Origin of the sequence: Capnocytophaga periodontitidis (assembly GCF_016126015.1) — a bacterium.
In the GTDB taxonomy this organism is placed as follows: domain Bacteria; phylum Bacteroidota; class Bacteroidia; order Flavobacteriales; family Flavobacteriaceae; genus Capnocytophaga; species Capnocytophaga periodontitidis.
Genome location: NZ_JAEFDB010000013.1, coordinates 45,850 through 59,358 on the forward strand (window position 1 = coordinate 45,850; position 13,509 = coordinate 59,358).

Sequence of the window (13,509 nt, forward strand, 5' to 3'; positions counted from 1 at the left end):
TATTAAAAGGTTAATCTTTGTTAATATTTAAACTTCCTCTTGTTCATTACGAAAGATATTGATACTTTTGAGCCGTTAAAACAAATAAAAGTATGAATAATACACGTAAAATCGCTTCGTTTATCTTCTGTTGTCTTTTCCCTTTTTGGCTTGTAGCACAGGAAATAACTATCAAAGGTACCGTAAAAGATCAGGACGGTCTCGAATTGCCTGGAGCAGCTATAGTTATCAAAGGTACTAACAAAGGTATAGCTACCGATGGAAATGGAGCCTTTGAAATCAAAGCTCATCAAGGGGATATTTTAGTATTCTCAACTATCGGCTATGCTCCTAAAGAGGTAAAAGTAGGTAAGGAACGCAACCTAAACATCGTTCTATCTGTTGATGTACTTCAGCTCGAAGGTACTGAGGTGGTAGCAGTAGCCTATGGTACTACCGATAAAAAATCGTTTACTGGCTCTATGGCTACTATCAAAGCTGAAACTATTCAAGCTAAACAATCTTCCGACGTAGCTAAAACCTTAGAAGGCGCTGTAGCAGGGGTACAAATCTCCACTTCATCGGGGCAACCTGGGAGTAATTCGGCTATTCGCATTAGGGGGATTGGCTCTATCAACGCCTCAAGTGCACCACTTATCATCTTAGATGGTGTACCTTTTGAAGGAACGCTCAACGCTATCAACAACAGCGATATAGAGAGTGTGAACGTACTAAAAGACGCTTCTTCTTCAGCACTTTATGGGGCTCGTGGCGCTAATGGGGTGGTGCTCATCACTACCAAAAGTGGTTCTAAAGGACGCTTATCTATCACTTTAGACAGTAAGTTGGGCTTCAACTATCGCGGTATTCCTGAGTACGATATCATCAGCAGTCCAGGGGAATATTACGAAACCCTTTGGTCTGCTCTTTACAACCAAAACCGCTATGCCCAAAACCAAGCCGACGCCTTAGCGCGTACCAATGCGAGTCAGTCGCTTATCAACAATGTAGGTACAGGTTATAACATCTACAATGTTGCTGATGATCAAGTGGTACTCTCTAACGGCAAACTCAACCCTGCGGCTACTATCAAATATTCCGATGCGGCGACTTTCAACCAATGGGAGAAAGCGCTCTTCAACAACCGTGTGCGCAAAGAACACAACCTGAGTATGACCAAAGGCACAGAATACAATAGCTTCTATTTCTCTTTTGGCTATTTAGGTGATGAAGGCTATAATATGAATACTTATTTCAATCGCTATGCTACTCGTTTTTCTTATAAGGGGGATATCACTTCTTGGCTTAAAACCAATGCTTCCTCTATGATTACTTATACTGAACAACAAGGAAGTACAGAAGATGATGGCTATGACAACCCTTTTGCGTGGACGCGCACCATCGCTCCTATTTACCCTATCTATGAACACGATGCCAATGGCAATCGCTTGAGTACTTACGACTATGGGATTACCCGAAAATTCAACAATAATACCAATCCCGTGGCAACACAACGCGAAAACTTGAACTACAATCGCGATTACTATTTCAATCAGTCGCTTTCATTAGATGCAACGCTACATAAAAATCTTACCCTTTCTGCCAATGGTAATTTCTATGCCAATTTCTACGATGTGAATTACTTCACTACCCCATTAGGCGGAGCTGGCAAGAACTATGGCGGGGCATCTACTAAGTACAAATCGGATAATATAGTGCTAACATTCAACCAATTGTTGCGCTATAATAAGAACTGGGACGACTATGGTTTTGAAGCCTTTTTAGGACACGAAACTTATCTAAAGCGTTTTGGTACCATTGAAGGGTCTAAGAAAAATTTCGTAGATCCGCGCAATAGTGAGTTTAACAATGCGGCTGTACTCAGTTCACTCACTTCATACTCCCGTCGTTATTTTGTAGAAGGCTATTTTGGTCAGATAAATGCTAATTATAAACATAAGTATTATCTCTCAGGCAGTTTGCGCCGCGATGGGTCTTCGGTATTTGCCCCCGAAAATCGCTGGGGTACTTTTTGGTCGGTAGGAGCATCGTGGTTGCTTAGTGAGGAAAAATTCTTAGAAAAAGCAAAATTCATCGATTTGATAAAACTGAAACTCAGCTATGGGGTACAAGGTAACGATGCTCTTTACCTCCCTGGGGGTGGACGTTCGTACGTACCTTATATGACGCTCTATAGCGTAAGTACCAATGGTAATACCCCAGGACTTGAAGCCAGCTATAAAGGTAATCGCAATATTACTTGGGAAGAGAGTGGCAACCTCAATGCAGGGATAGAACTAGGGTTCTTTAGAAACCGACTTACCTTAGAGGCTGACTATTTTGTAAAGAAAACTAAAGATTTGTTATTCAATATGCCGCTGCCTGCTTCTACTGGTTTTTCTTCAGAACCGCGCAACGTTGCCGATATGATGAACAAAGGATTTGAATTTTCATTAGGTATAACCCCAATACGCACCGACAAAGTGGAGTGGACAATCTCTCTAAACGGATTGCACTACAAAAACGAAATAACCCGCTTGCCTGAGGAACTACGCGAAAAAGGACTCACTCGCGGCTACCAAATATTAAAAGAAGGCGGTAGTATCTATGATTTCTATATGGTAAAATGGGGAGGCGTAAATCCCACTAATGGTGATGCGCAATTTTACGTAAAAAATGCGACTACGGGTGAATACAAGCTAAAAGGTAGTGCCGATTATGATAGCACCAATAGCAAGCAATATGTAGGTACTTCTATCCCCGATTTGCAAGGAGGCTTTGGCACAACGCTCAGCGCCTATAATTTCGACCTTGCGGTACAATTTTCTTACCAATTCGGTGGTAAATTCTACGACTCTCAGTACGCTAACCTAATGCACTCTGGCGACTTGGGTAGGACTTGGCATACTGATATTCGCAATCGTTGGACTCCTGAAAACACTACCTCCGACATTCCTCGATTGGAGTTTGCAAACCAAAAGGTGCTTAGTCTTTCTGATCGTTTTATAGTATCATCAGACTATTTATCGTTGCGCAATGTAAGTTTAGGCTACACTTTCAAACAAGGAATTGTAGAAAAATTAGGACTTACTAAATTGCGTTACTACCTCACTGCCGATAATGTATATTTGTGGAGCAAACGCAAAGGATTAGACCCCCGCACCAGCTTGGCAGGTAGCAATGACTATGCAGTATATAGCCCAATCCGCACGGTATCAATGGGATTAACACTCAATTTTTAAAATCGTAAAAGCTATGAAAAAATATATACTTTCCACCGCTTTTCTATCACTGCTTATTACTGCTTGTTCTAAGAGTGATTTCGACCCCAAGGTAAACGAGTACCTCACCGACCAACGCAAAGAGGAACTCAAAGCCGATGTACAAACCAAAGCCAACCTCCTACAAGTAGAACTCAACGGTATTTACAACAATAATGTAGCACTACAGAGTGGCGATCACGATTCGTTCGGGCTGAAGTCTATCCATCTGTCATCAGACCTTACAGGGCTTGATATGGTGCAAGCTTCGTATCATTGGTTCGGCCATGACTATTATTTCAATATGCGGGACGCTACCTATACGCGTACCAGTTTTATGTGGTCTTTTCTCTACCGACAAATCAGTGCAATTAACAAAGTGTTAGCCGATTATTTTACTGAAACACCTACCGAGCAAGTGCTTTACCAAAAATACGCCGAACTCAAATCGTTACGCGCGATTTACTATTTCTATTTGGTAAATTTATATCAACAATCATACAAGGGTAACGAAACAAAATTAGGCGTTCCACTAATGCTCAAACCTACCGATAGCAAACTGCCGCGTGCCACAGTAGCTGAAGTATACCGTCAAATGGAAGAAGACCTATCAGTGGTAGATGATGCCCGATTTACCATCACCGAAAGCAAAGAAGATGTAGATAAAGCTGTCGCCGCTGCCTATTTCGCCAAAGTATACGCTCATAAAGAGGAGTGGGCAAAGGTAGCCCAATACGCCCAAATTGTGCTCAACGCAAGCGATTTCAATTATACTTCTATGGCTGAAGTGCAAGGAGCTAAATGGGATATCAGTAATACCTCTTGGCTTTGGGGGTATGATATCACCCAGCAGACTACAAGTTCCTTTGGGTCTTTCTATTCGCATATCGATAATACCATAACACAAGGCTATGCTGGGGGTTCAGGAGCTTATAAAAATATGTACAGCAACCTCTATGCTAAGATAGCCGATACTGATGTACGTAAGAAAATATATATCAATAGTACACTTTTCCCCACCATTGCCGATAGGTATAACTTACCCGATTACGCCAATGTGAAATACGCTACCGACCAGCAATTTTTGAGCGATTATTGCTTCATACGTATAGAAGACCCTTTCTTTTTGTATGTAGAGGCTTTGGTAGAACAGAACAATTTGAGCGCTGCTAAAACTGCCCTTGAAGACTTTATGCACGACTATCGCGACCCTTCTTACACGCTCACTGCTACCACTCAAGCGGCTATGCGAGACGAAGTACGCACTCAGCGCCGCATAGAGTTATGGGGTGAAGGCACTAGCTTCTTCGATTTCAAACGTTGGCATTTAGGGGTAAACCGAAATGAGGCTGGCAGCAACCATACCTTTATGATAACAGTACCCGCTGGCGATAAACGTTGGGTATACCAAATACCACAAGACGAAATAGAAGCAAACTCACTAATAGTACAAAACAAATAAAAAATAACACAAAAACCTAAATAGACACGAACTACCTAAAAAAGAATACTTTTTGGGTAGTTCTTTTTAATATTGCGCAAGCATTGGCTAATTAGCAAATTAGTCGTAACTTTGCCCCCTTGATAGTTAAAAATGAAAAACAGAGAAATTCTTATAAAGGGTGCTAAACTGCACAATCTTAAAAATATTACCGTGGGGATTCCCCGCAACCAGTTGGTGGTGATTACAGGGCTTTCAGGCTCAGGTAAATCATCATTGGCTTTTGATACACTTTACGCCGAAGGGCAACGCCGTTATGTGGAGAGCCTCTCGTCGTATGCACGTCAGTTTTTGGGTAAGTTAGACAAGCCCAAAGTAGACAATATCATAGGGATTGCCCCTGCTATTGCTATTCAGCAGAAAGTAAACACCTCGAACCCACGTTCTACTGTGGGCACTTCTACCGAGGTGTACGACTACTTGAAACTGCTTTTTGCTCGTATCGGGAAGACGTATTCGCCAATCTCGGGACAAGAGGTGAAAAAACATACGGTTACCGATGTGGTAGATGCAGTGATGCGCTATCCAGAAGGCACAAAACTGTTGCTTTTAGCCCCTGTGAGTATCCCCAAAGACCGTACCGTAGAGCAAGTGCTCAAACTCCTATTACAACAGGGTTATGCACGCATTCTATACAAAGAAGAAATCATCCGTCTTGAGGAAGACAATTTGCCTAAGAATCTCAACAATTTCCAATTGGTAGTAGATAGGGTGATTGTGCGTCACGACGAAGACTTTCAGCACCGCCTTGCCGATGCCGTAGACACGGCTTTCTTTGAAGGGAAGGGTGAATGCTACATTCAAGAAATGGACGGAGTGGTACAAACGCATTTCAGTAATCGGTTTGAGTTGGACGGTATCACTTTTTTAGAGCCTAACGTACACTTATTCAGCTTTAACAACCCTTATGGGGCTTGCCCCAAATGCGATGGTTATGGTGATACTATCGGACTTGATGAAGACCTTATCGTACCTAACACAGGTCTTTCGGTCTACGAGAATGCTATCTATCCTTGGCGCGGTGAGACGATGAGTTGGTTTCGTGACCAATTGGTGAATAACGCCTATAAGTTCGATTTCCCGATACACAAGCCTTGGTTTGAGCTCACCGATGAGCAGAAACAATTGGTTTGGGACGGCAACAAGTATTTCACAGGACTCACCGATTTTTTCAAAGAGTTAGAAGACAAAAGTTATAAAATACAAAACCGAGTACTCTTGGCGCGCTATCGCGGAAAAACGCGTTGTCACGAATGCCACGGCAAGCGTTTGCGCAAAGAGGCTAACTACGTGAAAATAGCAGGCAAAAGCATTTCGGACTTGGTAGAATTGCCTATTGAAGAACTACAAATTTTCTTTAAAGAACTCAAGCTCACCGACTATGAGCAAGAGGTAGCCAAACGATTGCTTTTAGAAATCAACAATCGCTTGCAATTCCTCGCCGATGTGGGCTTAGGTTACTTAACCCTCAACCGAAAATCGAACACGCTCTCAGGGGGGGAAAGCCAGCGCATTAATTTAGCGACCTCGTTGGGCAGTAGTTTGGTAGGCTCTATGTACATACTCGATGAGCCCAGTATTGGTCTGCACCCACGCGATACCGAACGATTGATAAGCGTACTAAAATCCTTGCGCGACTTGGGCAATACGGTGATTGTGGTGGAGCACGACGAGGATATTATGAAAGCTGCCGACCATATTATCGATATAGGTCCTGAAGCGGGTACGCACGGTGGCGAAGTAGTAGCGACAGGTACTTACGATGAACTTCTAAAAGCCAACACCCTTACGGGGAAATACCTCAGTGGGCGCTTAACAATTGAAGTACCCAAAAAGCGACGCACTTCGCCTCACTACATCACTTTGGTAGGTTGCCGTGAGAACAACCTTAAAAATATAGATGTCACCTTTCCTTTGGATATGCTCACGGTAGTTACAGGGGTATCGGGTAGTGGAAAATCGACTTTGGTGAAAAAGCTACTTTATCCTGCTATTCAGAAAGAATTGGATTTAGGCGGAGAGAAAATCGGTCAGTTTACGAAGATAGAGGGCAAATACAAGCACTTGCAAAGTGTGGAGTTTGTAGACCAAAACCCTATTGGTAAATCTACCCGTTCAAATCCTATTACCTATATTAAGGCTTACGACGATATTCGCGCCCTCTTTGCAAATCAGAAGTTGGCAAAGATGCGCAATTTCCAATCCAAACACTTCTCATTCAACGTTGATGGGGGTCGTTGTGAAGTGTGTAAAGGCGAAGGTGAAGTAACCATAGAAATGCAATTTATGGCTGATGTGCACCTCACTTGTGAGGCTTGTGGAGGCAAACGCTTCAAAAAAGAAGTGCTTGAAGTGATGTACGAAGGTAAAAACATAGATGACCTGCTGAACACTACTATTGACGATGCCGTAGCCTTTTTCCAAAAGCACAAACAAACTAAAATAGCCGAAAAGCTAAAACCTTTGCAAGATGTAGGTTTGGGGTATGTAACACTGGGGCAATCCTCCTCTACCCTATCGGGTGGGGAAGCCCAACGGATAAAATTAGCGTCGTTTCTATCGAAATCGGATAGCAAAGAAAAAGTGTTGTTCATTTTTGATGAGCCAACCACTGGGTTACACTTTCACGACATTCGCAAACTCTTAGATTCATTGCAAGCCCTTATAGAAAAAGGGCATTCGGTTATCATTATCGAACACAATACCGAGATGATCAAATCAGCCGATTATGTAATAGATTTAGGTTTAGAAGGAGGCGCCAAAGGAGGCAATCTCGTAGCGACGGGTACCCCTGAGGAAATCGCTAAAAACAAACAAAGCTACACAGGTAAATACTTAAAACTGAAGTAACAATGAAAGAATTAGAAGAAACTTCAGTCGCTCGAATTTTTCGAGTAACTGCCGACGATGGCAAAATGTAAAATGTACAATATTAATCAAATATGGACATTCAATTCAATACAAACGAAGATTACAATAAATTAGCCCTTAGCGAGTTGCGTAAACGCTTGAAAAAAGTAAAAGAAGGCGGGGGCAAAAAGAACCTCGAAAAATTACACAGCCAAGGCAAACTCTCGGCTCGTGAACGCATAGAATATCTCTTAGACAAAGATAAACCTCAAATAGAAATAGGCGCTTTTGCCGGTGAGGGAATGTACGAAGAACACGGCGGCTGTCCCTCGGCTGGCGTAGTGGTAGTGATTGGCTATGTTGCTGGAAAACAATGTGTAGTAGTAGCCAATGACGCTACCGTAAAGGCAGGTGCGTGGTTTCCTATTACAGCTAAAAAGAACCTACGCGCTCAAGAAATTGCAATGGAAAATCGCTTGCCTATCATCTATTTAGTAGATAGTGCGGGGGTATACTTGCCTTTGCAGGACGAGATTTTCCCCGATAAGGAACACTTTGGTCGCATCTTTCGCAACAACGCCCTGATGAGCAGTATGGGCATCACCCAAATAGCGGTGGTAATGGGCAGTTGTGTAGCAGGCGGGGCTTATCTGCCTATAATGAGCGACGAGGCTCTAATAGTAGATAAAACGGGTAGTATCTTCTTGGCGGGCAGCTATTTAGTAAAAGCTGCTATAGGCGAAAATATCGACAATGAAACCTTAGGCGGCGCCACTACTCATTGTGAAATCAGTGGTGTAACCGACTATAAGGCAACCGATGATAAAGATGCCCTCGACCGTGTGCGCCGTACAATGGCTAAACTCGCCGATGCCGAAAAAGCAGGCTTTAACCGCATTGAAACGCATAAACCACTGAAAGACCCTAATGAAATTTACGGTATCTTGCCTAAATTGCGCTCAGAGCCTTATGATATGAAAGACATCATCCTTAGATTGGTGGACAATTCAGAATTTGACGAATATAAAGAAGGTTACGGACAGACCATCCTCACGGGGTATGCGCGTATTGAGGGTTGGGCAGTAGGCATTGTGGCGAACCAGCGCAAAGTGGTGAAAACTAAAAAAGGAGAAATGCAGTTTGGAGGGGTTATCTACTCAGATAGTGCCGACAAGGCTACCCGCTTTATAGCCAATTGCAACCAAAAGAAAATACCTTTGCTCTTTTTGCAAGATGTTACCGGTTTTATGGTAGGCTCTAAATCAGAACACGGAGGGATTATCAAAGATGGGGCTAAACTCGTGAATGCTGTTGCGAACTCAGTTGTGCCTAAATTTACTGTAGTCATAGGCAATTCGTACGGCGCAGGCAACTACGCAATGTGTGGTAAGGCTTACGACCCTCGTCTTATCGTATCGTGGCACAGTGGAAATATTTCGGTAATGGGGGGCGCACAAGCTGCTAAAGTGCTCTTGCAGATAGAAACTGCTAACCTAAAGAAAAAAGGTGAAGAGCTTACCCCTGAAAAAGAAGCTGCTCTTTTTGCGCATATCAAAGAGCAATACGACGAGCAAATATCACCTTACTATGCCGCTGCTCGCCTCTGGACAGATGCCATCATCGACCCATTAGAAACCCGCCAATGGATAGCAATGGGTATAGAAGCTGCCAACAATGCCCCCATTGAAAGAGCGTTTAACTTAGGAGTGATACAAGTTTAGGTAACAGGTAAGAGATAAGAGATAAAGCCAGCGAGAGCTCACAGCTGGGTATGTGAGTAAAGCCAGCGAGGGTTCACAGCTGGGTATGTGAGTAAACCTACAAGAACTGCTGGGTATATGAATAAGAAAATCACTTTATTAATTTCCCGTCATAATCAATGTGGTATTCCTCATAATTAAAATCTACTAAATCAATACCTTGTGGGGTCATCTTAAAAGCGGGAGTGCGCTCTATGGGCGAGACAAAAATATCCTTCCCGCTGAACTGCCAGAGAATTTCGCCCTGCTTGTTGAGGCGTACTATCCCCACCTCGCCGTGGGTAATATAATCATCTTGATAGGGGACTATTTCAAAGCAAGTAGCCATATCCACCTGTGTATGCCAAAGGAGCTCTAATGTAGGCAAGAGGACACAAAATACCTCATTGCCACAAGCTATGAGCAGTCTATCGCCGTCTAACAGCGCACTTTTCTCCCACAGACTGCTCACGCTTCCTCCTCCCGTGAGGACTACGTTTTTAATCTCCTCTTCTGCCTCGTAGAGATAAACTGCTACTTGTGGTGGGTGTGCTTCCTTTTCTCTTATCTCTATCTGATAAGGATTTTTATAAAGCCAAAGGGTGTTTTTCATAATTTCGATTTTTTTATGTATTACTACATATTACCAATAGAGATAAATCATTGATTGTAATTTCCTCTAACTTGTTGTCCTGCGCAAAAGAATAAGGGTTTTCAAAGAAAAAAGCCATATTTTCATAAGTAGAATTAGGAATATAAAAGAAATTCTCATCATCATCGTATTGAGCCGTAGGATATGTATCCATAAATGTTCCTAAAGTACTCCCTATTCCTATATCATTGAATTTGCCTAAGAACTTATTATAGAAAGATATCTGAGCTACTTTATTATACAACAAATTGACTTTTACAATGATACTATCCATAAAAACGACTATTAGAAAATGTGTATCTAATTGAAAAACCACATTCCCTCTTTGATATTCATCTCTTAATAACCTTTCAAATGCTCCTATAGAATTTCCTAAACCAACCTCTTTCAGTCCGTTAGGTTGAATAGATGATTTAAGTATACTCATTTTTATTACATTAATTCCTCACTGAATGTGATTACATTAAACGCTTTATGCTTTCAACAACACATTTTGAACATTACTTACCCCATTATTTCAGTGTATTTTTTCTTATAATTATTCTTAAAATAATCAATCCCTTCATTATCTAATTTATTTTCTTCCAATGCCCAAGCTAAAAGAAACTCTAATAAGGAATTATCATTAATACAATCTATAAGAGGACAAATTCTTATAACTGATAATTTTTCTTTTGCTGAAAGAATAATCTTAGAACCATATTTTAGTACTGGAATCTCTACCCAAGATAAATCATAAGGTAATTGTTGGAATATGTTTTTATCTCGACCAAGAGCAATCAAAACATCATCATTAACCAATCTGCTATGCATTACTGTTTTCAAAAATAGAATTTGATCTTTTTTGCTTTTTATATGCTTTATGCAAATTAATAAATCACTTGGTTTGGTAATAAGCTGACCAATAAGTATATCAACAAACATATTGAAGATATATTCTAAATCTGTATTTCTGTCTTTATTACTTAATAAAAAACTTAATGTTTCTGAAAATATATCCTCATAAGAATATAAGATAGGAATTACTTTCTTATTTTCTTTTATTAGAGCAATCATATTTTCAATATTTTTCTCTCCTAATATAATATCATAAATATTCATATAATCACTTACTTTTACGATTTTCTTTTATATCCAATAAATAGTATAAAACTCAAACTTACTGCTATATTAATTATAAAATTTAGTAGAGGGGCGTGTTCTAAAAGACCTTTATCTAATAAGAATTCGGCTCCATCTTGCTGCTTAAAAGGTTTGGTAACTACAAACTCATAGAGCGTAAATAACAGCAATCCAAAACTCAGCACAAACAATACATTTTCATAGAGTTTATTTCTATACCTGAGCAAGAAAAGGATGTTAAAAACTAAAAGGAAAAACGCAAAAAATAGAGGTACAGGATACCATTCTATAAGATCTAATTCCCAATAGGGAATTATTGGTCGCACACACCGGAATAAAAAGATTCCTACAGCTATATTATAGACCATTATACCTAATGCTAATAAGATTTCAAGTAGAGAGGAAATAGATTTATTCTCTACTTTTTTTGCCACGAAAGCAATTAAGAGGAATACTAACAAAGGAATTATGAGTTTTCCTGCCAGTTCCAACTCTGAAGATATAGAAGGATATAAGTTCATAATAATTTCTTTTTAAGGTTTTATCAATAACGTGAGTTCGAGGTGAGAAATGTAATTGTATGGATTCCAAACTTGCGCCAACTGGGTAATCAACTTTAGCAAAGGTCGTAGCACGGCGAGCTGGGGGTAGGCACAAGCTACAAGCTCGCGCCAGCTGGGAAAGCTTTTAATCCTGAAAATCATCATACTCAAAGTAATGCTCAATAGCTCCTAAAAGCACTTCTGTATCTTCAGTAGTTAGCGATTCATTATGATCAAACTTATTGTCAATAATGTCTTGAAAAATGCCTACTCCTGAAAAGTAAGCTACTTCAAATTGGGCTAATGATTCGGGAACTTCTCCGTACTTAGTTTCGACAGAATTTTGTTCTTTATCCTCATTACTTGATAAAACCCAAAATGCTGCCTCTTGATAATTGTCCTTTTTTTCTCCTTCGATATAAATTATACCAGGGTAAGGCAATTGCTTGTAATCTTTGATAAGCTCTTTTATTGTTTTGTAATGTTGCATATTGATATATAAATTATTTTGCTGTTATTGTTAGTGTGTTTAGTAGCGTTTCTTGATGGTTTATATCCCAAGTGTAAGAAGCCTCTGGGGTACGCCACAAAAAATAATCAGAAAGCACTATAATGCATTTCGCATAATTAGGGTCGGTAGGATCTTCCTCGACCGTATAACCAAGGAATAGCTTTTCGAATATCTCTAATTCTTTAGCTGTGTAATAATATCTGGCATGTTCAAAAAAATCGTCATCGTAGTTATTGCCATAAGTGGCTATAAGCCAATCTCTTAACTCGAATATCTGGTCTATGGCTATCCGCATTTTTATCGATATTATCTTGCCCTCGCGCACATCTATCCTTATAGCATTGGCGACAGGCTGCAATCTGAACTTGCCAAAGTGATACCTACTTATATCAGTATCTTTGTGCGAAAGGTAGGTGGTAGTAAGCAATTTCTTGCTCCAAAGAACATTAGGGGTGACATCGAAGTCGGTTTTGTTTAAGGTATAAGCACTGATGTTAGTGCCGACTTTTAGTTGTGAGAGGTCGGTAATAGGTTCGTTAGTGCAGGCTATCGTTATAGCAGCGATAGCTAAAAGGTATAGCTGTTTCATAGTATTGTATTTTTATTCTGGCAGATAGCGCAAAGTGCAAATAAACATAGGCTTTAGCTCATATTCTACGCTATTATCTTGGTAATAATGAGTGTCTATAATCTTCAAACAATAAATCTCATTACCTCTATCCCACCGCAAATACGTAGGCGCACTTATCTCGTCTTTCTCAATACAGGGTATGTTGCCATCATTGTGCTCAGGGAATATACTGGCAAGAAGATTATGAATTTCCAGAGATGAAAAAGCATATTTACTAGTAGGTACGATACTCCTTTTCAGTATACAAGAATACTTTTCATCAGGTACCCCCAAGGTAGCATAAAGGTACTTGACAAGGGCAGGCAGGGCATCTATCTCAGGCATTATACAGAGCTGCGCTATTTTGTCGTTATAAGTCTGTATAGTAGTATGATAAGATATTTCAACCCCTCCATAGGTATAGTTATAAGTTTCCCCTTCAAAGGTATGCATCAGCGGTCTCCACTGATTTTCATCGGGCATTTCTTCTATCATATCAAAAAAACGTTCTTTATAGCGCATTGGCTGCATACCTTTATCTGAGAAGTCGTTAGTATCTAACTTATAATCGCTGATAGGGCTACCCATCTTTATCAGCGAAAGGTCGCTAAGAGGCTTCTGCTGGCAAGCCACCAAAGCTAAAGCTACTATTATAATAATATGTTTCATAGAGCAAGATTTTTATACCGCAAAACTAAGAAAATATCAAGACAAATAAAAATAGACAGCCACAGTTCAACTAT

Annotated in this window: 11 protein-coding genes; 4 read left to right on the plus strand and 7 right to left on the minus strand. The window is 40.4% G+C overall.

The annotated features are described in order from the left end of the window. Nucleotides 1–92 precede the first annotated feature (92 nt). The 4 genes from I7X29_RS13590 to I7X29_RS13605 all read left to right on the plus strand — a co-directional run bounded on the left by I7X29_RS13590 (nt 93) and on the right by I7X29_RS13605 (nt 9,311). Nucleotides 93–3,221 (plus strand): SusC/RagA family TonB-linked outer membrane protein, encoded by a 3,129-nt coding sequence (locus tag I7X29_RS13590; protein ID WP_198475416.1) that lies wholly within the window; start codon nt 93–95, stop codon nt 3,219–3,221. 13 nt (nt 3,222–3,234) lie between these two features. Next, complete coding sequence (locus tag I7X29_RS13595) at nt 3,235–4,701, plus strand: RagB/SusD family nutrient uptake outer membrane protein (protein WP_198475418.1); 1,467 nt, start codon at nt 3,235–3,237, stop codon at nt 4,699–4,701. 132 nt (nt 4,702–4,833) lie between these two features. Continuing rightward, nucleotides 4,834–7,590, plus strand: a complete 2,757-nt coding sequence (uvrA, locus tag I7X29_RS13600; RefSeq protein ID WP_198475420.1) for an excinuclease ABC subunit UvrA — start codon at nt 4,834–4,836, stop codon at nt 7,588–7,590. Between the two features lie 92 nt (nt 7,591–7,682). Next, nucleotides 7,683–9,311, plus strand: coding sequence for an acyl-CoA carboxylase subunit beta (locus I7X29_RS13605; RefSeq protein ID WP_198475422.1), 1,629 nt, complete (start codon nt 7,683–7,685; stop codon nt 9,309–9,311). A gap of 130 nt (nt 9,312–9,441) precedes the next feature. On the opposite strand, the gene I7X29_RS13610 is transcribed toward I7X29_RS13605, so the two are convergent. The 7 genes from I7X29_RS13610 to I7X29_RS13640 form a co-directional block, all read right to left on the minus strand. After that, a complete protein-coding gene (locus I7X29_RS13610) occupies nt 9,442–9,942 on the minus strand; it encodes a hypothetical protein (RefSeq protein WP_198475424.1) in 501 nt (166 codons plus the stop codon). Between the two features lie 13 nt (nt 9,943–9,955). Then, nucleotides 9,956–10,408 carry a hypothetical protein gene (locus tag I7X29_RS13615; RefSeq protein ID WP_198475426.1) on the minus strand — a complete coding sequence of 151 codons (453 nt, stop codon included), beginning with the start codon at nt 10,406–10,408 and terminating at the stop codon, nt 9,956–9,958. A 77-nt stretch (nt 10,409–10,485) separates the two neighbouring features. Further along, nucleotides 10,486–11,082 carry a hypothetical protein gene (locus I7X29_RS13620; RefSeq protein WP_198475428.1) on the minus strand — a complete coding sequence of 199 codons (597 nt, stop codon included), beginning with the start codon at nt 11,080–11,082 and terminating at the stop codon, nt 10,486–10,488. A gap of 14 nt (nt 11,083–11,096) precedes the next feature. Then, nucleotides 11,097–11,624 carry a hypothetical protein gene (locus tag I7X29_RS13625; protein WP_198475430.1) on the minus strand — a complete coding sequence of 176 codons (528 nt, stop codon included), beginning with the start codon at nt 11,622–11,624 and terminating at the stop codon, nt 11,097–11,099. 166 nt (nt 11,625–11,790) lie between these two features. Continuing rightward, a complete protein-coding gene (locus I7X29_RS13630; protein ID WP_198475432.1) occupies nt 11,791–12,135 on the minus strand; it encodes a hypothetical protein in 345 nt (114 codons plus the stop codon). 13 nt (nt 12,136–12,148) lie between these two features. Further along, nucleotides 12,149–12,745, minus strand: a complete 597-nt coding sequence (locus I7X29_RS13635) for a hypothetical protein (protein WP_198475434.1) — start codon at nt 12,743–12,745, stop codon at nt 12,149–12,151. A 12-nt stretch (nt 12,746–12,757) separates the two neighbouring features. Further along, nucleotides 12,758–13,435, minus strand: a complete 678-nt coding sequence (locus tag I7X29_RS13640) for a hypothetical protein (RefSeq protein WP_198475436.1) — start codon at nt 13,433–13,435, stop codon at nt 12,758–12,760. Nucleotides 13,436–13,509 lie beyond the last annotated feature (74 nt).